The organism is gamma proteobacterium SS-5, from assembly GCA_009497875.2.
Taxonomy (GTDB): Bacteria; Pseudomonadota; Gammaproteobacteria; order Chromatiales; family Chromatiaceae; genus Magnetovirga; species Magnetovirga frankeli.
In genome coordinates this window covers 757,437-776,591 of sequence record CP032508.2, presented here as the reverse complement: position 1 = coordinate 776,591, position 19,155 = coordinate 757,437, and the positions used below count along the sequence as shown (strand labels likewise).

Sequence of the window (19,155 nt, the reverse complement as noted above, 5' to 3'; positions counted from 1 at the left end):
CTCCGAGCCAGCGCTCGGAGCTCCCAGGATGAGAGGCGAGCCTGAATGTTGTTTCACAATAAGGCTCATGGACCTGCAAGCAGCGACTCAGTGTTCCAAGGTCACCGGGGTGACAAAGCCCTCGGGCTTGACCGTCAGCACGCTGGATTGAATCTGCTCGAGAATGGTCTCGGCGGTGTTGCCGATGAACAGGCCAGAGATGCCGGCGCGCGCCAGGCTGCCCATCACCAGCAGGTCCGTTTCCAGGCGCTTGGCCTGGGCGCTGATGAGTCTGCTGGGGTCGCCTTGCAGCAGATGTACTTGGGGTTTGAGGTAGGCGTAGGTTTGCTCGCCCAGATGCTGTTTCAGCCATTGCAGCACGCGCTCCATGATGTCCTGCTGGCGGAGGCGTTCCTGTTCCACGTAGTTGAGGATGGCGGTGGCATCCAGGTCACCGTGACTGCGCATGATGATCTCGCCCGGGGCCTCCCAGGCGTGCAGCAGATGCAGGCTGGCGAAGTCGGATAGGGCGAGCGAGCTGGCCAATTCGAGGATCTGTTGGTTAATGCCCTGCCAGGCGGACTCGGGTTGTTGCGGATCGAAGTCGATGGCAGCAACGATGCAGCGGTAGTTATCCCGTTCCGGCTCGCGCATCAGCCACACCGGGCAGGGGCATTCGCGCAGCAACTGCATGTCTGTGGTGCCAAACAGCCGACTGATCCAACTGGGGTTTTCCGCCGGTTTGATGACCAGATCAAAGCCATCACGCAGCACCGCACGGATGATCTGGATGTAGGCATCGCCCACCAATACCCGCAATTCCGGCGCCGGGCCGCGAGGGGTCTGGCCGAATGGGGTTTGGCTCAGCATCTGCCGCAGGTCGCGCTTGGCATCGGCAATCGCGCGGGATTGCAGGATGGCGCTGGTGGGGCCGCCCGGGGGCAAGCCAAAGCCGCCGCGAATATCCGGCTGGGTGGTGGCAATGCAGACCTCGGCCTGATTGTTGGCCGCCAGACTGGCCAGCCGGGCCAGTGCAGTGCTGGGCTGGGCGCTGTGGTTATGGATGTAGAGGATCTTGCTGAAGCGTTTCATCTGAGTTGTCCTTCGGGGCTGGCATTGAGGGACTCGAACAACCGATCGGCCGCTTCCCGTGCGGCATCGGCATAGGGTACCAGGACCAGATCGGCCCCCGCCTGGCGCAGATGTTCGGCCTCCAGGCGGCTGGTGGTGGACAGGGCAACCCGGCCTTTGTAGCCCTGTTGCTGCAGCGCATGCAGCAGCATGTTGTTGAGGCTGCGATCGCGCAGGGTGCTGACCACCCACTTCGACTGCTGCAGCGGCAGGCTGGCGATCAGTTCCGGGTCTTCGGCATCGCCGTAGTGCACCGCATAGCCATCGCGCAGATGGCGCTGTACCGCATCCGGGTTGAAGTCCACCGCCAGCAGGCGGCAGCCACGGGCGCGCAGGCTCTGCGCCATGGCTGCCCCGAAGCGCCCCAAGCCGATGAGCAGGATGTCGGCCTGGCCCTCATCCTGCAGGCCATCATCCTGCTCGCGATGGGCCACCTTGCGTTCGAAGCCGCTCAGATAGGGGGCCAGGCGCTCGTACAGAGGATGGCTATACAGAATCATGTAGGTCGAGACGCTGATGGTGATCAGGCCCACCAGGGTGATCAGGCCGACGCTGGCCTGATCCAGATGGCCCAGGCTCAGACCCAGGGCGGCAAGGATCAGGGAGAACTCACTGATCTGCGCCACGGTCAGGCCGGCGAGAAAGCCGGTGCGCTTGCGATAGCCCATATAGCCCATGATCGCCATCACGATCAGCGGATTGCCGATCAGCACGAACAGGGAGAAGACCGCCGCCGCGCCCAGCTGACCACCCATGGCGCCGAGGTCCAGGCTCGCCCCCAGCTCGATGAAGAAGAACAGCAGGAGGAAGTCACGCAGGCTCACCAGCCGCGCCGCCACCTGCTCGCGATAGACCGTGGAGGCAATGGAAACGCCAGCGAGAAAGGCACCCACCTCCTTGCTGAAGCCAAGCAGATCGCCGGCGATGGCGCCAAGCACCGCCCAGGCAATGGCAAACAGCATCAACAGCTCCGCCGAATGGGCCAGCCGGTGCAGCAGCCAGGGCAGCAGATAGCGCATCAACAGGGCCACGGCGAGCAGCATCAGGCCACCCTTGAGGAGTATCTTCAGGGCTTCCCAGCCGAGGCTGAGCTCTTCGCTGCCGCCCTGGCCGAAGGCGGTCAGGCCGATCATCACCAGCACCACGACAATGTCCTGGACGATGAGAAAGCCCACGGCTATACGGCCGTGGAGGGAATCCACCTCACGCTTGTCGGACAGCAGCTTGACAATGATGATGGTGCTGGAGAAGGTCAGGGCCACCGCCACATACAGCGCCGCCACCGGCGAGAGGCCCAGCAGCAGGCCAATGACATAGCCAATCACCGAGGTAAACAGCACCTGCCCCAAGCCAGAGGCCAGTGCCACCGGGCCAACGGTGCGGATGATGTGCAGGTCCAGCTTGAGGCCGACGACAAACAGCAGCAGGGCTATGCCCAGACTGGCGAAGAGCTCGACCTCATGACTCTGGTTGACCACGTTCAGCGCGGAAGGGCCCAGGGCTATGCCCACGGCGATGAAGGCGACGATCAGCGGCTGGCGCAGCCAGAGCGCCAAGGCACCGCCCACCACGGACAGTCCGAGAATGGCGCCAATTTGGACGAACAGATTTTCGATGAGCATGAAACACCAATATTACTGTAAAACTCGCGAAGCGCTCGTTTGCTCCCTCGACAGCTGTTCCTGACGCTGTTCTACCTCCTGCATCCCTGCAGTCGCCTCCCTCCGGGAGGGGGTTGGGGGGAGGGAACGATCAGGGGCAAGGCGACTTTCATCTTCTGGGGTGGCCGCTTTGCCCCATGATCGTTAGGGCGGCTTGGTACAAGTGGCTTGGTTGGCATGTCTGCTGCACCCAGTGGGTGCAGCAAGGACACTGAAAGTAGGACAGCGGTATTAAGCCAGAGGTTCATTGGGGCCGCTGGGTTTCAAGCAACAGCAACAGAAGGACAATCGCTTTCTTTTTGGGCAACCCCGGATTCCGTTACACTGCAACCGGGCTACAACTCAACGAGCATGGAACGAGCGGTATCACTACGGGACATGACAGCTCTCCTGGACGCTCCCGGACTCGGCCCTCATGAATTGCCATGGATGTTTCACAGTAACGCCTCCGGGCCAGTGCTCGGAGCTCCCAGCATGAGCGGCAAAGCCCAATGGTGTTACACAGTAAAGCTATAGAGGCCCGCTTCTGTCTCGACTACCCGGATTTTCGCCTGGATGTGGACTTGCGCCTGCCCGGGCGCGGGGTCAGCGCCCTGTTTGGCCACTCGGGATCGGGCAAAACCAGCCTGCTGCGCTGCATTGCCGGGCTGCAGCGACCCAGCCTGGGGCGGCTCTGGGTGGCGGGTGAATGCTGGCAGGAGGGGCGGCATTTTCTGCCGGTGCATCGCCGCCCCATCGGCTATGTGTTTCAAGAGGCCAGCCTGTTCCCCCATCTGAGCGCGCAGGGCAATCTGGAGTACGGCTGGAAGCGCTCGCGCACCGCCCTCAGTCAGCCCGATCTGGCGCAGATCATCGAGCTGCTGGGGTTGGCGCCGCTGCTCAAGCGCCGGCCCGATCAGCTCTCCGGCGGCGAGCGTCAGCGCCTGGCCATTGCCCGCGCCCTGGCGGTGGGGCCGCGTCTGTTGCTGATGGACGAACCCCTCTCAGCGCTGGATCTGCCGCGCAAGCGTGAGATCCTGCCCTATCTGCAGCGGCTGCACGACAGCCTGGAAATCCCCATCCTCTACGTCACCCACTCCCCCGATGAGGTGGCGCGGCTGGCGGATTATCTGGTGGCGCTGGAGCAAGGCCGGGTGCTGGCCCAGGGTCCGCTGGTGGAAACCCTGGCGCGCATCGATCTGCCTATCCGTCTGGGCGAGGAGGCCGGGGTGGTGATCCAGGGCCAGGTGGTGGAGCGAGATCAGCGCTGGGGCCTGGCTCGGGTCGCCTTCGCCGGCGGCAGCCTCTGGGTGCGGGATGCGGGACTGGCGTTGCAGCAGCACCTGCGCCTGCGCGCCCTGGCCCGCGACCTGAGCCTGACACTGGAGCAGCAAACCGGCACCAGTATCCTCAACCACCTGCAGGGGGTTGTCAGCCAGCTACAGGCAGGGGAGCATCCCGCGCAAATGCTGGTGCGGGTGGAGGTGGGTGCCACGCCCTTTGTCGTGCGCCTCACCGCCCGCTCCGCCGCTGCCCTGGAACTGGCACCGGGCAAGCCCATCTGGCTGCAGATCAAATCGGTGGCGGTGGTGGAATGAACCTAACTCGGCTGCCCCCAGGTGAACCTATAGTCTGGCCGGTTGCCGCTCCCACCGGGTCGGCTCAGCCCCCGGTCACCGGCGGGAACAGGGCCACCTCGTCGCCCTCATTCAAGGGTTGCTCGGGGCGGGCCATGTCCTGATTCACCGCCGCCAGCACCGGGGTGGCGCCCTGCAGCGCCTCGGCCCAGACGCCGCCCCGCGCCGCCAGTTGATCGATCAAACCCTGCACCGTGGCGGGCTGGGGCAGGGGCAGCTCCTCAGCGTCACAGCCCAGACGCTCGCGCAGGCTGGCGAAATAGAGCAGGCGGATCATGCCAGTAGCTCGGCAAAGCTGAGGAAACGCACCGGATCGCCGCGCTGGATGCACTGGCCCTCGGCGATCTCCACCAGGCCATTGGCCCAGGTCACCGAGCTGAGCACGCCGGAGGAACGGCTGGGGAAGACCTGCACCCGGGCCTGGCCCTGCTCATCCAGGCTCAGTCGGCCACGGGCGAACTCACGCCGCTTGTCCGGCCGCGGCCAGTCGAAATCGGCTATCACCTCGATTGGCCGGGGCAGGCAGTCGCTGGCGCCCTGCATCTTCTTAATGAAGGGGCGGGCGAACAGCAGGAAGGTGACAAACAGAGAGACCGGGTTGCCGGGCACGCCGATGAAGGGGGTGCGTCCCTCACCCTGACCAATCCAGCCAAAGGCCAGCGGCTTGCCGGGGCGGATGGCAATCTTCCACAGATCCAGGGTGCCCAGCTGCTCCACCGCCGGTTTGACGTGGTCCTCCTCGCCGACGGAGACGCCACCGGAGCTGAGGATCAGATCGGCGCCCTCTGCCGCCTGCAGCAAGGCGGCGCGGGTCGCCTCCAGGGTGTCGGCGACTATGCCCAGGGGGATCAGCTCACAGCCCAGGGCCTGCAGCAGGCCGCTGGCGGTGAACTGGTTGGAGTTGTAGATCTGCCCTGGCCCCAGGGGCCGTCCGGGCATCACCAGCTCATCGCCGCTGGCCAACAGGGCCACCTTCAAGGGGCGGAATACCTCAAGCTCGGCCACGCCCACCGAGGCGGCCAAGCCCAGGTGTTGCGGCAGCAGGCGCACGCCGGCCTCGATAATGCAGCTGTCGGCGCGGATGTCCTCGCCGGCACGGCGCACATTGGCCCCGGGCTTGGGTGGCTGGTTGATACTGACCTGGCCGTCCGCCTCACAGCAGACCTCCTGGATCACCACCGTATCCGCGCCCTCAGGAATCGGCGCGCCGGTGAAGATGCGCGCCGCCGTGCCGCGCTGCAGCGGCTCGCCGCGCAGCCCGGCGGGGATGCGCTGGCTGATGGGCAGGCGCACCCCAGGCGCGGTCAGATCCGCGCTGTTGACGGCGTAGCCATCCATGGCGCTGTTGTCCCAGCCGGGCACGTCGATCCGGCTGCTCACCGGCTGGGTCAGGATACGGTTGAGCGCCTGCTCCAGGGGCAGGGTCTGGGTCCCTGTGACAGGATTTGCGGCGGCCAGCAGTTGCGCCAAGGCCTCGTCATAGCCCTTGAGCGGATCCTTGCTCGGGCCGCAGCCGCATTCGCCGCTTTCTATCTTCATCTCTGGCTTTATATCTGGCTGGCTCATTGCTGGCCCTCGCGGAAGCGTGGAAACATACTGGCGAAGTTACAGGGCCGGGTGGCTATGTCCAGCTGTGGTTGCAGGATCTGACCCCAGGCGGTGCGGCAGGCGCCGGTGGAGCCGGGCAGGCAAAAGATCAGGGTGGCATTGGCCATGCCCGCCAGGGTGCGGCTCTGCAGGGTGGATGGGCCGATCTCGGCGAAGGAGATCTGGCGGAACAGCTCGCCAAAGCCCTCGATCTGCTTATCCAGCAGGGGGGCTATGGCCTCGGGGGTGCTGTCGCGGCCGGTGACGCCGGTGCCGCCGGTGGTGAGTATCACCTGGATGCGCCCATCGGCAATCCAGCGCGATATCACAGCGCGCATCTGATACACATCATCCGGCACCAGATCGCGTTCGATCAGCACATGACCGGCCGCCTGCAGGGCCTCGGCCAGATAGGCGCCGGATTTGTCCTCGGCCAGAGAACGGCTGTCGGACAGGGTAAGAACGGCAATGTTGAGGGGGAATGAGGTCATGGGTTGTCTTTAGTCTGTATCAGTAAATTAAGGGTGGGTATGGGGTTGCCTGTGGATCCTTAGCTCCATGGGCCAAAGCATACTTTAGCTCACACCTTGTTGGCTTCGCTCGATCCAGTAATCAGGCCGACGGTGAAAATGTGCCAAGGCAATGACATAGGCATGATTCGCTTCTATAGAGTAAAGTAACTTGTAAGGAAAGCGGCTCAACAGCAGCCGACGAATCTCACCCCGCTCAATGGGGGCGGCCAGCGGCCAATAGCGCAAGCGAACCAGTGCATCTCGAACTTCGAGCCGAAACCGCGCACCTAAGCCCGGCATTTGCTGTTCGTAATAATTTTCTGCATCGCGAAATTCTGCCGCAGCCTCTGGGGAAAAGCGGATCCGCATCAAAAGTCCCCAAAAATCTCCTCGGCGGGAATGGCCTTCACTTGGCCTGCTCGGTAGGCCGCCAGTCGGCGTTGCGCCTCGGCTAGCCAGATCTGATCAAGCCTGGGGTCTGGTTGATCCAAGCTGTGCAACAACTCATCGATCAAGGCAAAGCGTTCATCCGGCGGCAGTTTCAGTGCCTCATCGGCCAATGTTCTATTGTGCATTGGGCTCTCCCATCACCCCCCCAGCGCCGACATGGGGCGGATGATCTGGCTATCGGCCTGGCCGAAGTGGTGCCGCTCGGGCTTGTTGCGTATGCCCTGCACTATGGCCGCCTCCAGCTCGGCGTCAGAGGCGCCCGCCCGCAGCAGGGCGCGCAGATCGACACGGTGCTCCTGGCCCAGGCACAGGTGCAGCTGGCCATCCACCGACAGGCGCACGCGGTTGCAGCTGTCACAAAAATGCTGCGACTGCGGCGTGATGAAGCCCAGCACCAGGGCGCTGTCGTCCACCTGATAATAGCGCGCCGGGCCCGAACCGCGCAGGGCGGCGGGGCTGAGGCGGTAGCTTTGGCGCAGACGCTGCTCGATCTCGCTCAGGGGGATGTAATGCTGGCTGGCGGCCACCCCGCCGCTGCCGATGGGCATGGTCTCGATAAAGCGCAGGGCCAGGCCACGGTCGCGGCAGTAGGCCACCATGGCCTCCACCTCGTCATCGTTGATGCCGCGCATGGCTACCATATTGATCTTGATTGGCGCAAAGCCTTGCTCGCGGGCCGCGTCTATGCCCGCCAGCACCTGATGCAGATCGCCGTTGCCGGTGATCTGGCGGAAGCGGGCGGCATCCAGGGAATCCAGGCTCAGGTTCAGCCGGGAGACGCCGGCGGCGCGCAGATCGGCGGCCATCAGCCCCAGACGCGAGGCATTGCTGCTCAGGGACAGGTCCTCCAGGCCGTCGATGGCGGACAGGCGCTGGCTGATCTCCAGCAGCTCCTTGCGCACCAGGGGCTCGCCGCCGGTGAGGCGGATATGCCGCACCCCCAGGCCGACAAAGCGCTCCGCCAGGCGCTGGATCTCCGCCGGGCTCAGCCAGCTGGCCGGGGTGGCAAAGTCGCGGTGCTCACGGGGCAGGCAGTAACCGCAGCGGAAGTCACAGCGGTCGGTGACCGACAGGCGCAGATAGCTGATGGTGCGGTTGAAGGAGTCCTGCATGGATGAGATCTCGGAGATGCAGCGGTTAAGTCCAAGGCAACCCTATGCTAGCAGCCCCGGATTAATGTTGACATAGGTCAATTTGCCGGGTGAGCAGGGAAGAGGACTCGACAAGCCCTATGCCCCAAACTGCCGCTCGGCGTGGTAGGAGGAGCGCACCAGAGGAGCGCTGGCCACTTGGCTGAAGCCCAGGTCTCTGGCCAGCTGGCCCAGGGCGTCGAATTCTTCCGGGCTGACGAAGCGGGCCACGGCTAGATGCTGCGCCGAGGGTTGCAGGTATTGGCCCAGGGTGAGCATGTCGCAGCCCTGGGCGCGCAGGTCGCGCAGTACCTGTTCGATCTCGTCTGGCCGCTCGCCCAGGCCCAGCATCAGGCCGGACTTGGTGGTCACGCCGGGATGGCGCTGCTTGATGGCGGCCAGCAGCTGCAGCGAGCCCGCATAGTCCGCCCCCGGTCGGCACTGACGATACAGGCGCGGCACCGTCTCCAGATTGTGATTGAACACCTCCGGCTGCACCTCGGCAAAGGCCTGCAGGGCCAGCGGCAGGCGGCCGCGAAAGTCCGGGGTGAGGATCTCGATGCGGGTAGCCGGGCACAGACGGCGGATCTGACGCAGGCATTGGGCAAAATGTTCGGCGCCGCCATCGCGCAGGTCATCCCGGTCCACTGAGGTGATGACCACGTAGTTCAGGCCCATCTCGGCGATGGCCTCGGCCAGTTGGAGCGGCTCTTGCGGGTCCGGCGGCTGTGGCCGACCGTGGGCGACATCACAAAAGGGACAGCGACGGGTGCAGACATCGCCCAGGATCATGAAGGTAGCCGTGCCCTGGCTGAAGCATTCCCCCAGGTTGGGGCAGAGGGCCTCCTCGCACACCGAGCTGAGGCCGCGCTGGCGCAGGATGCGCTTGATGCGTCCGACACCGACGCCGGTCGGGGCCTTGGCGCGAATCCAGTGCGGCTTGCGCAGGGGCTCGGCGGCGGCCTGCACCTTGATCGGGATGCGGGCCAGCTTATCGGCACCGCGCTGGTGGCTGTCGGGCTGGCTGCGGGAGGGGGCGTCTAAAGGGTTGGCCATGTTGTTTTGTTTAAAAACCAGGGAATGAAGCCTGAAGAAGAAAGGGTGAAGTTTGAAGTGTGAAGGAATGAGCGCTACGCGCGTTTTTTAAATAAAGGGCCGCAGGCTACATCACTTCACCCTTCTCACTTCAAACCTTTTTATCAGCTGTGACGCGAGCAACTCCTCTGCCTCTGCCAGACTGATTGGGCAACCCAACTTGGCCAGGCTGGTGACCGGCATACCGGCATGGCCGCAGGGGTTGATGCGCTGGAAGGGGCTCAGGTCCAGGTCGCAGTTCAGGCTCAGGCCGTGGTAGCTGCGGCCCTGGCGCACCCTAAGCCCGAGGGCGGCGATCTTGGCCCCGGCTACATAGACGCCGGGGGCATCGCGGCGGGCCTGGGCGTGGATGTCCTGTTCCGCCAGCAGGTCGATCACCGCCTGCTCCAGCAGTTGCACCAGGGCCTTGACCCCCAGGTTGCGCCGACGCAGGTCGAGCAGCACATAGGCGATCAGCTGGCCGGGGCCGTGGTAGCTGATCTGGCCACCCCGGTCGCTGTGTACCAGGGGGATGTCGCCGGGGTCCAGCAGGTGCTCGGGCCGCCCGGCCTGGCCCTGGGTGAACACCGGCGGATGTTGCAGCAGCCAGATCTCATCCGGGGTGTCGGTGCCGCGCTGTTCGGTGAAGGCGCGCATGGCCTGCCAGCAGTCCAGATAGGGCAGCAGGCCCAGGCGGCGCAGCCGGATCTGGCTCACAGGGCCATCAGCACCTGTTCGTGGTCGCTCAGGGCCTGATAGATGGCGTCCATCTGCTCGCGGCTGTGCGCCTGTAGCCTGACCGAGACCGAGAGGTATTTCCCGCCCCGGCTGGGGCGGCTGCGCACGGCGTTCTCGCCCAGTTGGGGGGCGTGGGCGCGAACCAGCTCCACCACCAGCAATTCGAACTCGTCGCAGGCCAGGCCCATGGCCTTGATGGTGATCTCACAGGGGAATTCCAACAGCCCGCCCTCGGGCAGCTCCAGTGAACATTGCATCAGCAATGCTCCTCGCCCAGACGCAGGCGCTCCTTACAGGCCTGATACAGGCGGGTGATCTGATACCAGAGCGGGCCGGGGCGGCCACCCTGGAAAGGCTGGCCGTTGAGACGGGTCACCGCCATCACCTCCTTGGTGGAGCTGGTCATCCATATCTCATCGGCAAACAATAACTCATCCAGGTCGATGCTGGCCTCGGCATAGGGCAGACCGGCGCTCTCCGCCAGCTCCAGCACCAGGTCACGGGTGATACCGGGCAACAACTGCGGGCCTTTTGGCGGGGTGATGATCAGGCCATTGCGCACGATGAACAGGTTGCTGGCCGCGCCCTCGATGGCCTGGCCATCCCGGATCAGGATGGCCTCGTAGGCGTCTTCGTCGATGGCCTGCTGCTTGAGCAGCACATTGGCCAGCAGGGTAATGGCCTTGACGTTGCAGTGCGCCCAGCGGATATCGTCCAGGGTGATGCAGCCGATGCCGCGCTCGGCCTGCTCCGGCATCGGTGGTTTGATCGGCGTGGCCATGGCAAACACCGTTGGCGTCAGGCCCTGGGGGATCTCGTGGTCACGTTTGCTATCGGCCCCCCGGGTGATCTGCAGGTAGATGCCCTGATCGCCAGGCCGGTCGGCGATCAACCGCTTGAGCAGGTCGAGCCATTGCTCGTGATCCAGCGGCGGGGCCATGCGGATGGCGGCCAGACTGTCGGCGAGGCGGTCCAGGTGCTGTTTCAGACGGAACAGGTGACCGCCATAGGCGGGGATGACCTCATACACGCCGTCGCCGAACAGAAATCCCCGATCCAGCACCGAGATACGGGCCTGATCCAGGGGCAGAAATTCACCGTTGAGATACACCAGGGGGTTGTTCATCGCGTGATCTTTGCTCCGATGGTTAAAAGCGGTCGGTTGTCAGCTGACTCACTCCCACCACAGCTTGGCCTTGTCGATCAGGCGCGACAAGAAGCCGCCTTCGGTTACCGGCTCAAGGGCCAATACCGGTAGGGTGCGCAGGCCTTGATCACCCAGCGATAGGCGTAGTTCGCCCAGGGGCTGGCCCTGCTGGATCGGGGCCTGCAGGCGGTCCGGCAGCTTCAGCTCGGGCTTGAGCTGGTCGTAGTTGCCACGGGGTATGGTCACCCAGAGGTCTTCAGCGAGGCCAACCGCCAGGGTCGGCTTATCGCCCAGCCAGACCCTGGGCCGGGCCAGGGCTTGACCGGCCTGGTAGAGGCGGTGGGTCTCGAAAAAATTGAAGCCGTAGGTGAGCAGGGCATGGCTTTCACTGATCCGGGTCTCTGGGCTGGGGGCACCCAGCAGGACCGAGATCAACCGGCTGTCGCCCCGCTTGGCCGAGGCCACCAGGCAGTAACCGGCCGCCTCGGTGTAGCCGGTCTTTACCCCATCCACGCTATCATCCTTGCCCAGCAACTTGTTGCGGTTGAACTGCTTGATCTTGTTGTAGGTGAAGGAGCGTTCGGAATAGAGCCGGTAGAAATCAGGGAACTCCCGGATCAGCGCCGCCGTTACCTTGGCGATGTCGCGGGCGCTGGTGTAGTGCTCGGGACCGGGCAGGCCGGTGCTGTTGGTGAAGTGGGTCTTGTCCATTCCCAGGCGTTGCGCCTGCTGATTCATCATCTGGGCGAAGATCTCTTCGCTGCCTGCCACCCGCTCGGCCAGGGCCACGCTGGCGTCGTTGCCGGACTGGATGATCATGCCCCGCAACAGGTCTTCCACACTGACCTCGGAGTTGATCTCGATGAACATGCGCGAGCCGGTCATGCGGTAGGCCTTTTCGCTCACCCGCACCTTGTCGGTCAGGGCCAGGCGGCCCTGTTGCAGCTCGCGGAACACCACATAGGCGGTCATGATCTTGGTCAGGCTGGCCGGCTCCAGGCGTTTGTCCGCCTCCAGCTCGGCCAGCACATTGCCGCTGGCAAAATCCACCAGGATGTAGCCTTCGGCCTTGATCTGCGGCGCGGCAGGTGCCGCCACCAGCGCGGAGCCGAACAACAGGGGCAGGAGCAACAGCAGGAAACGCAGTGGGCTAAAAAACATGATTCGGCTTGGGGCTTGCTTGTTAATGGGTGGCATTCTACATGAGTAAGCGGGCTTGCGAACACTCGACCAAGGGCCGACAAACCCGCCAACAGCAGGCTGATGCCGCGAAATGCCCCGGTCATCCATGCCGCCGCCGCCAAGGCCCCAGCAAGCACCCAGGCCCCAGTCTGAACAGGCGGGCCGCCAAGCGGTTGGCGAAGGTGGCGCATTCGGCCTGACCCTTTAACCTAAAAAAGGCATTTAGCCACAGAGTGCACAGAGAATAACCCTGCTCAGGCCGAAATGATCCGCAGCCTGTGGGAACGAGAAAAATGCTTCTATTCTAGACCTGACCCCTGTTTGCTGTGACCCCTGTTTGCTGGCGGTTTGCCGCACTCCCTTACTGAATAATGATATAGGTCTCTATACCCATCCCCGAGATGCGTGCCGCCTGGGTGTCGGTCTCTTCCACGCTCTTGTAGGGGCCTACCTGGACCCGGTACAGGGCGCGGCCGCTGCCAGCGGGGGGGACTATGCGTGCCTTCTGGCCCAGTTGACTGAGGATACGGCCTTGCATGGCGCGGGCATTGGCCGGGTCGCCGTAGGCACCCACCTGGATGAAGAGGTCGCCGTGAATCGGCTGCGGCTTGGGCGGCTCCTGGCCCGGCCGACCGGGGTCGATGGCGCGTACCTCCACCAGCCCGGTGCCCTTGGCGATGATGCCCAGCTTGGTGGCTGCGGCCTTGGACAGGTCGATCACCCGGTTCTTCTTGAACGGCCCCCGGTCGTTGACCCGCACCACGATCTGCTTGCCGGTCTCCAGATTGGTCACCCGCACATAGGTGGGCAGGGGCAGGGTGGGGTGGGCGGCACTGATCCTGTTCATGTCGAACACCTCGCCGTTGCTGGTCTTCTTGCCGTGGAACTGCGGGCCGTACCAGGAGGCTATGCCCCGCTCGACAAAGCCGGCCGAGCTTTTCAGGGTGTAGTAGCGCTTGCCGAACACCACATAGGTGGGCATGTTGCCCTTCTTGCTCAGGGGCTCGCGGCGGGGTATAGGGTCGGCAGGCAGTTGGCCATCGGACTTGAATTTGGCACCGAGCAGGTCGCTGCCGGGCACATAGCAGCCGCTCAGCCCCCCTGCGACCAGCAGCAGGATCAGGGCGGGACGCCACAGGGAATCAATGGAAGACAAAGGGGTTCTCCTGCTCGACGGACTGGGGTCTGGCGGGGCTCTGCCCCTGATATTGCTCGGCGATGGCCTGGGCCAGTTGATACACCGCCATGGCGTACAGGGGGCTGCGGTTGTAGCGGGTGATGACGTAGAAATTGTGCAGCCCAAGCCAGTGCTCAAAGGCCCGGTTGGGCTGTTCGAAGGCCATCAGATAGGCCAGGCTTTCGGTCTCCAGGGGCGTGGCGGGCTGGATGCCGGCCTTGGCCAGCTCCGGCAGTGGGTGCGTGGGCCTGTCCTTGGGGCCGACCACCTCCTTCAGGCTGCGGCCCGGCTCGGCAAAGAACAGCCCCTGGTGGGCCTGGGCATCCACCCCCAGGGCAGGCACGGCCACCGGACCACCGGCCTGCCAGCCGTTGAGCTTGAGGTAGTTGGCGATGCTGCCGATCATGTCCGCCGGGCTGCTCCACAGGTCGGTGCGGCCGTCCTTGTCGTAGTCGATGGCGTAGTGGCGGTAGCTGCTGGAGATGAACTGGGCCGCGCCCATGGCCCCAGCATAGGAGCCGGTGACCTGGGTCGGGTCAAAGTTGGCCTCCTTGGCCAGCAGGATGAACTGCATCAGCTCCTTGCGGAAGAAGTCGGCCCGCTTGGGATAGTTGAAGGCCAGGGTGTAGAGGGCATCGAGCACGCGCATGTCGCCGGTACGGGTGCCGTACAGGGTCTCCACGCCGAGGATGGCAACTATGATCTGCGCCGGTACGCCGAACTCGCGCTGCGCCTGCTGCAGCAGTTGGGCGTTGTCCTGCCAGAATTGCACGCCCCCCTGGATGCGCTTGTCGGTCATGAAGATGGCGCGGTATTCGTGCCAGGCCTTGTGCTTTTCCGCCCGCCGCTGCATGGCATCGATGATCTTTTGCTGGTGTTGGGCCTGGGCCAGCAGATCGGCCACTTCCTGTTTGGGGGTGCCGTGCTGTTGGTGCATCTGGTCGATAAAGGCCTGTAGGTTGGCGCCTGACGCGGCCAGGGCGGTGCCCAGGGGCAGGCAGAGAAGCAGGGGGATAAGTCTGTTCATGATCAGGTAGGCAGAAGCTTTTTGTGGCTGTGGATGGACATCAGGATACCGAACCCGGCCATGATGGTCACTAGGGAAGTGCCGCCATAGCTGATCAGGGGCAGGGGCACCCCCACCACCGGCAGCATACCGCTGACCATGCCGATGTTGACAAAGACATAGACGAAGAACACCAGGGTGATACTGCCGCCGAGCAGGCGGCTGAAGGTGTCGTGGGCCTGGCTGGCGATATACAGGCCGCGATAGATGATAAACAGATAGAGCAACAGCAGCAGGAGTACGCCGAACAGCCCCAGCTCCTCTGCCAGCACGGCGAAGATGAAATCGGTATGCCGTTCGGGCAGAAACTCCAGATGCGACTGGGTGCCCTCCAGCCAGCCCTTGCCGTAGGCCCCGCCGGAGCCGATGGCGATCTTGGATTGAATGATGTGGTAGCCCGAGCCCAGGGGGTCGCTCTGCGGATCGAGGAAGGTGAGCACCCGCTGGCGCTGATAATCGTGCAGAAAATGCCAGGCCAGGGGGGCCACGGCCGCGACCGCCGCCAGCAGAAAGCCGATCAGACGCCAGCTCAGGCCGCCGAGAAAGAGCACGAAGACCCCGGCGCTGGCCACCAGCAGGGAGGTACCCAGGTCCGGCTGCTTGGCGATCAGCCCCACCGGCACGGCAATGATCAGGACGGCTATGATCAGGTCCTTGTTCTTTGGCGGTATGTGACGGATGGAGAAAAACCAGGCCAGCAGCATGGGCAGGGCCAGCTTCATCAGCTCCGAGGGCTGAAAGCGGAACAGGCCGAAATCCAGCCAGCGCTGCGCCCCCTTGCCCACGGCCCCCACCAGCAGCACGGCGAGCAGCAGCACCAGGCCTGCGGCAAAGATCAGCGCCGCCCAGCGTTGCCATTGCAGGGGGCTGATCTGCGCCGCCAGCAGCATCAGGCCGAAGGCGAAGCCCAGTCGCAGCAGTTGCCGTTGCAGCATATCCCCGTCACCGCCGCTGGCGCTGTACAGCACCACCAGGCCAAAGCCACAGAGCAGCAACAGGGCGCTGAGCAGGGGCAGGTCCAGGCGTAGCAGGCTGAGCAGCCCCTGTTGGCTGGCGCGATTGCCGTCCGGGTGGACCTTGCGGTCGTAGCCTGGGTTATCCTTCATTCGCTGTAGCCCTCCTCGATGGCGGTCTCGCGGTCTGGGGTCGGGCCGGGTGAGCGGGCATTGTCCGGGGTCGGCGGCAGGCCCTCATCCAGCTCATCGTACTCCGGGCCAAGCAGGTAGGCATCCATCACCCGCTTGCTGATGGGGGCGGCCACCTTGCCGCCGCTCTCGCCGTTCTCCACCACCACGGCCACGGCGATGCGCGGCCGCTCCACCGGGGCAAAGGCGATGAACAGGGCATGGTCCAGCAGGCGCCGGGCCAGGGTCTCCTTGTCGTAGGTCTCGTCCTGCTTAATGCCGAACACCTGGGCCGTGCCGGTCTTGCCGGCGATGCGGTAATTGCTGTTGCGGATACCCTTGGCGGTACCCAGTTTGCCCTGCACCACCTCGTCCATGGCCTGCACCGTGAGGGCGTGGCTGTGTTGCCGGTCCATGTCAAAGCGCTGGCTGTTGGCACGCAGGGCCACCGGCTTGCCCACCGTGCTGCCCAGGTCCACCGCCCGCACCAGTTTGGGCTCGCGCCGCACGCCGCCGCTGGCCAGGGTGGCGGTGGCCGAGGCCAGTTGCAGCGGGGTGGTCAGAAAATAGCCCTGGCCGATACCAGCAATTACGGTCTCACCCGGATACCAGGGCTTGCCGTAGGTGGCCTCCTTCCAGTCCCGAGAGGGCAGCAGGCCAGGGCTTTCGCCGGGCAGGTCGATGCCACTGGCCTGGCCGAAACCGAAGGGCTGCAAATAGAGATTGAGCTGGTCAATGCCCATCTGCACCGCCAGATCGTAAAAATAGACATCGCAGGAGTTGGCGATGGCCTGCAGCAGGTTGACCGGGCCGTGGCCCCAGCGGTTCCAGCAGCGGTAGCGGTGCTCCTGCTTGGGCAGCTGGAAATAGCCGGGGCAGCTGATCTTCTCTTCCGGCTCTATGCTGCCGCTGAACAGGGCGGCCCAGCCAATGAAGGGCTTGATGGTGGAGGCCGGCGGGTATTGGCCCTTGATGGCGCGATTGAACAGGGGGGTATCCGGCGAGTTGAGCAGGGCCTGATAGTCGGCATTGGAGATGCCATCGACAAACAGGTTGGGGTCGAAGCCCGGCTTGCTGACCATGGCGATAACCCCGCCGGTCTCTACCTCGATGGCGACTATGGCACCGTTGTACTCACCCAGGGCGGTGCGCGCAATCTCCTGGATGCGCGTATCCAGATACAGGTGCAGGTTGCGCCCTGTGACCGGCGGCTCCCGCTCCAGGATGCGCAGGGGACGACCAACGGCGTTGACCTCCTCGCGCTGCATACCGACGCTGCCGTGCAGCAGGCCCTCGTAACTCTTCTCCAGACCTGCCTTGCCGACGTGGCTGGTACCGGCATAGTCGGACGGGTTGATGCGCTCCAGGTCCTGGTCGCTGATGCGGCCGACATAGCCCACCAGGTGCGAGGCCAGGGTCTTGAGCGGGTATTCCCGGGTCGGCACGGCGCTGATGACCACCTCGGGGAACAGGTGGCCCTGCACCGCAAAGCGGGCCAGCTCGGTCTGATCCAGGCGGGTGCGGATGGGGATGTTGTCGAACCGGCGACGCTGGCGGCGCAGGCGTTGAAAGCGCTCCAGGTCCTCCTCGGTGATACGCACCACCTGGCCCAGGCGCTCGATGGTGTCATCGAAGCTGTCGGTGTGTTGCGGCACGATCTCCAGGCTGTGATTGAGCCGGTTGACCGCCAGGGCCACCCCGTTGCGGTCGAAGATCTGGCCCCGGGTGGGCGACAGTGGGCGCAGCTTGACCCGGTTGTCGCGGGACTCGGTGCGATAGCGCTCATAGTCGATGATCTGTAACCGAAACAGCTGCCCCAGCAATACCAGAAACAGCAGGGCAATAAGCAACACCGCCACCCAGGCGCGGCCAACAAAAAGGCGCGCCTCATGGGGGTAATTGCGAAAGGAGCGTTGCTGGTAGTCCACTAATCTGGGTTCATGCAGTCAAATAGAGTAGAGAGCGGCCAGCGGCCAGCGTCCAGCCATCAGCGGCCAGCGGTCAGCCATCAGCGGTCAGCGCTATCAAGGGAGGCGAAGCCTCCCGAGTCCCGAGTCCCGAGTCCCGAGTCCCGAGTCCCGAGTCCCGAGTCCCGAGTCCCGAGTCCCGAGTCCCGAGTCCCGAGTCCCGAGTCCCGAGTCCCGAGTCCCGAGTCCCGAGTCCCGAGTCAGCTCAAATCTTGTTCAGCCTGCGCCCATCGCGCAGCAGCAACTGGATCAATGGCCAGAGCAGCGCGCCCAGGGGCACCGGCAGCCAGAAGGCCAGGGTCAGGGGCATGTGGCCGGAACTACTGATCACCCAGAAGTGGATGATACGCTCCAACAAAAGCAGGGCCATGACGATGGCCGTCTGCTGCCAGACGCGGAACACGCGGATGCGCTGATACAGCTGCAGGCAGATAAAGGCGGTAATGGAAAAGGTCAGGGCATGTTGGCCGAGCATGGCACCGGTCAGGGCATCCTGGGTCAGGCCCAGCAGCCAGGCGCTGAACACCCCCACCTGATGGGGCGCGGAGAGCACCCAATAGATCAGCGCCAGGCTGGTCCAGGGGATGCGGTAGCCCTGGCTCCACTCCGGCAGGGGCGAGATCTGCAGCAGCAGGGCAAAGATGAACACCAGCAGGATGGTGAATACAGAGGACTGATGGGAGTCCTGCATCAGGGCGTCTCCTCCGGCCTGGCCGCCTGCTCGCCGTTGTCGGCATCCTCCAGCCGGTTGCTCCACACCAGCAGGATCTCGCGGCTGCGGTCGAGCTGGGCATCCGGCGTGGCCAGGGCCTCGGTGAAGGGGGCACCGGGCTTGCGCTGCACCGAGTTGACCGTGGCCACCGGGTAACCGGCGGGGAACTGGCCGGCCAGGCCGGAGGTGGTGATTCTATCCCCCTCGCGCACGTCCGAGTTGTTGGGCAGGAAGGGCAGGCGCAGGCTATCGATCTTGCCGGTGCCCACGGCGATGGTGCGCAGGCCGGTGCGACTGATCTGTACCGGCAGGCTGTGTTCGCTGTCGGTGATCAGCAGCACCGTGCTGTCCCAGGGATTGACCTGCACCACCTGGCCCATGACCGCATTGGCGTCCAGCGCCGGCTGGCCTTGATAGACCCCGGCCTGGCTGCCCTTGTTGATCTGGATGTGATGACGGTAGGGGTCCAGGTCCACATGGATGAGTTCGCTGATGAGCACGTTATCGCCGATCTTGAACGAGGAATCGAGCAGGGCGCGCAGGCGCATGTTCTCCTTTTCCAGGGCATCGAAGCTGAGCAGGCGGGCACGCAGGCGCAGATTTTCCTCGAACAGGTGCTGGTTGTCCGCCAACAGGGCGCGATGCGAGGCCAGGCCATGGCTCAGGGCCTCCGATACCCGGTAGGGCAGCTCCACCAGATAGACCAGGGGATAGGTGATGGTGGCCAACAGGCTGCGAAAGCCACTCAGGTGGCGCTCGCGGTACTCCATGCCGAGCATGGTCAGGGAGAGCAGCACGGCGATGGCCAGACGCACCGTGGCCGAGGGGCCGACAAGGAATATGGGCTTGATGGCGGCTGCTCCTTCAGCGGCTTGCCGTCAGCGGCCAGCGGCTGGGCTGCG

20 protein-coding genes are annotated in these 19,155 nt (G+C 64.4%); 1 reads left to right on the top strand and 19 read right to left on the bottom strand.

Annotated elements, in window-relative coordinates; genetic code table 11:
• Positions 1–87 precede the first annotated feature (87 nt).
• Entirely contained in the window at positions 88–1,071 is a 984-nt protein-coding gene (locus D5125_08780; protein ID QFY89571.1) for a universal stress protein, read from the bottom strand.
• A complete protein-coding gene (locus tag D5125_08775; protein QFY89570.1) occupies positions 1,068–2,732 on the bottom strand; it encodes a cation:proton antiporter in 1,665 nt (554 codons plus the stop codon). Before D5125_08775 ends, D5125_08780 begins: the two co-directional genes overlap by 4 nt.
• Positions 2,733–3,262: 530 nt before the next feature.
• On the opposite strand from D5125_08775, the gene modC reads away from it, so the two are divergent.
• Complete coding sequence (modC, locus tag D5125_08770; GenBank protein ID QFY89569.1) at positions 3,263–4,348, top strand: molybdenum ABC transporter ATP-binding protein; 1,086 nt, start codon at positions 3,263–3,265, stop codon at positions 4,346–4,348.
• A gap of 64 nt (positions 4,349–4,412) precedes the next feature.
• Here the strand turns inward: modC and moaD are convergent, their stop codons facing one another.
• The 17 genes from moaD to mreC form a co-directional block, all read right to left on the bottom strand.
• Positions 4,413–4,664: a molybdopterin converting factor subunit 1 gene (gene moaD, locus D5125_08765; protein ID QFY89568.1), complete on the bottom strand. Its 252-nt coding sequence runs from the start codon at positions 4,662–4,664 to the stop codon at positions 4,413–4,415.
• The gene (locus D5125_08760; GenBank protein ID QFY91106.1) at positions 4,661–5,926 is read right to left on the bottom strand and encodes a molybdopterin molybdotransferase MoeA; all 1,266 of its coding nucleotides are present in this window, start codon (positions 5,924–5,926) and stop codon (positions 4,661–4,663) included. The genes moaD and D5125_08760 overlap by 4 nt, the downstream gene beginning before the upstream one ends.
• Positions 5,927–5,949: 23 nt before the next feature.
• Complete coding sequence (gene moaB, locus D5125_08755; GenBank protein ID QFY89567.1) at positions 5,950–6,465, bottom strand: molybdenum cofactor biosynthesis protein B; 516 nt, start codon at positions 6,463–6,465, stop codon at positions 5,950–5,952.
• An 84-nt stretch (positions 6,466–6,549) separates the two neighbouring features.
• Positions 6,550–6,855: a type II toxin-antitoxin system RelE/ParE family toxin gene (locus tag D5125_08750; GenBank protein QFY91105.2), complete on the bottom strand. Its 306-nt coding sequence runs from the start codon at positions 6,853–6,855 to the stop codon at positions 6,550–6,552.
• Positions 6,855–7,061, bottom strand: a complete 207-nt coding sequence (locus D5125_08745; protein ID QFY89566.1) for an addiction module protein — start codon at positions 7,059–7,061, stop codon at positions 6,855–6,857. Before D5125_08745 ends, D5125_08750 begins: the two co-directional genes overlap by 1 nt.
• A gap of 12 nt (positions 7,062–7,073) precedes the next feature.
• The gene (gene moaA, locus D5125_08740) at positions 7,074–8,048 is read right to left on the bottom strand and encodes a GTP 3',8-cyclase MoaA (protein QFY89565.1); all 975 of its coding nucleotides are present in this window, start codon (positions 8,046–8,048) and stop codon (positions 7,074–7,076) included.
• A 117-nt stretch (positions 8,049–8,165) separates the two neighbouring features.
• Entirely contained in the window at positions 8,166–9,122 is a 957-nt protein-coding gene (gene lipA / locus D5125_08735; protein ID QFY89564.1) for a lipoyl synthase, read from the bottom strand.
• A 111-nt stretch (positions 9,123–9,233) separates the two neighbouring features.
• A complete protein-coding gene (gene lipB / locus D5125_08730) occupies positions 9,234–9,857 on the bottom strand; it encodes a lipoyl(octanoyl) transferase LipB (GenBank protein QFY89563.1) in 624 nt (207 codons plus the stop codon).
• The gene (locus D5125_08725) at positions 9,854–10,135 is read right to left on the bottom strand and encodes a DUF493 domain-containing protein (GenBank protein ID QFY89562.1); all 282 of its coding nucleotides are present in this window, start codon (positions 10,133–10,135) and stop codon (positions 9,854–9,856) included. The genes lipB and D5125_08725 overlap by 4 nt, the downstream gene beginning before the upstream one ends.
• Entirely contained in the window at positions 10,135–11,004 is an 870-nt protein-coding gene (locus D5125_08720; protein QFY89561.1) for a D-amino acid aminotransferase, read from the bottom strand. Before D5125_08720 ends, D5125_08725 begins: the two co-directional genes overlap by 1 nt.
• Positions 11,005–11,052: 48 nt before the next feature.
• Positions 11,053–12,186: a D-alanyl-D-alanine carboxypeptidase gene (locus tag D5125_08715; protein QFY89560.1), complete on the bottom strand. Its 1,134-nt coding sequence runs from the start codon at positions 12,184–12,186 to the stop codon at positions 11,053–11,055.
• A 382-nt stretch (positions 12,187–12,568) separates the two neighbouring features.
• The gene (locus D5125_08710; GenBank protein ID QFY91104.1) at positions 12,569–13,189 is read right to left on the bottom strand and encodes a septal ring lytic transglycosylase RlpA family protein; all 621 of its coding nucleotides are present in this window, start codon (positions 13,187–13,189) and stop codon (positions 12,569–12,571) included.
• Positions 13,190–13,349: 160 nt separating this feature from the next.
• Positions 13,350–14,411, bottom strand: coding sequence for a lytic murein transglycosylase B (gene mltB, locus D5125_08705; protein QFY89559.1), 1,062 nt, complete (start codon positions 14,409–14,411; stop codon positions 13,350–13,352).
• A gap of 2 nt (positions 14,412–14,413) precedes the next feature.
• Positions 14,414–15,556, bottom strand: a complete 1,143-nt coding sequence (gene rodA / locus D5125_08700) for a rod shape-determining protein RodA (protein QFY89558.1) — start codon at positions 15,554–15,556, stop codon at positions 14,414–14,416.
• Positions 15,553–17,502 carry a penicillin-binding protein 2 gene (mrdA, locus tag D5125_08695; protein ID QFY89557.1) on the bottom strand — a complete coding sequence of 650 codons (1,950 nt, stop codon included), beginning with the start codon at positions 17,500–17,502 and terminating at the stop codon, positions 15,553–15,555. Before mrdA ends, rodA begins: the two co-directional genes overlap by 4 nt.
• 244 nt (positions 17,503–17,746) lie before the next feature.
• On the bottom strand, positions 17,747–18,232 hold the full coding sequence (mreD, locus tag D5125_08685; protein ID QFY89556.1) for a rod shape-determining protein MreD: 486 nt from the start codon (positions 18,230–18,232) through the stop codon (positions 17,747–17,749).
• The gene (gene mreC, locus D5125_08680; protein ID QFY89555.1) at positions 18,232–19,104 is read right to left on the bottom strand and encodes a rod shape-determining protein MreC; all 873 of its coding nucleotides are present in this window, start codon (positions 19,102–19,104) and stop codon (positions 18,232–18,234) included. Before mreC ends, mreD begins: the two co-directional genes overlap by 1 nt.
• Positions 19,105–19,155: the final 51 nt, after the last annotated feature.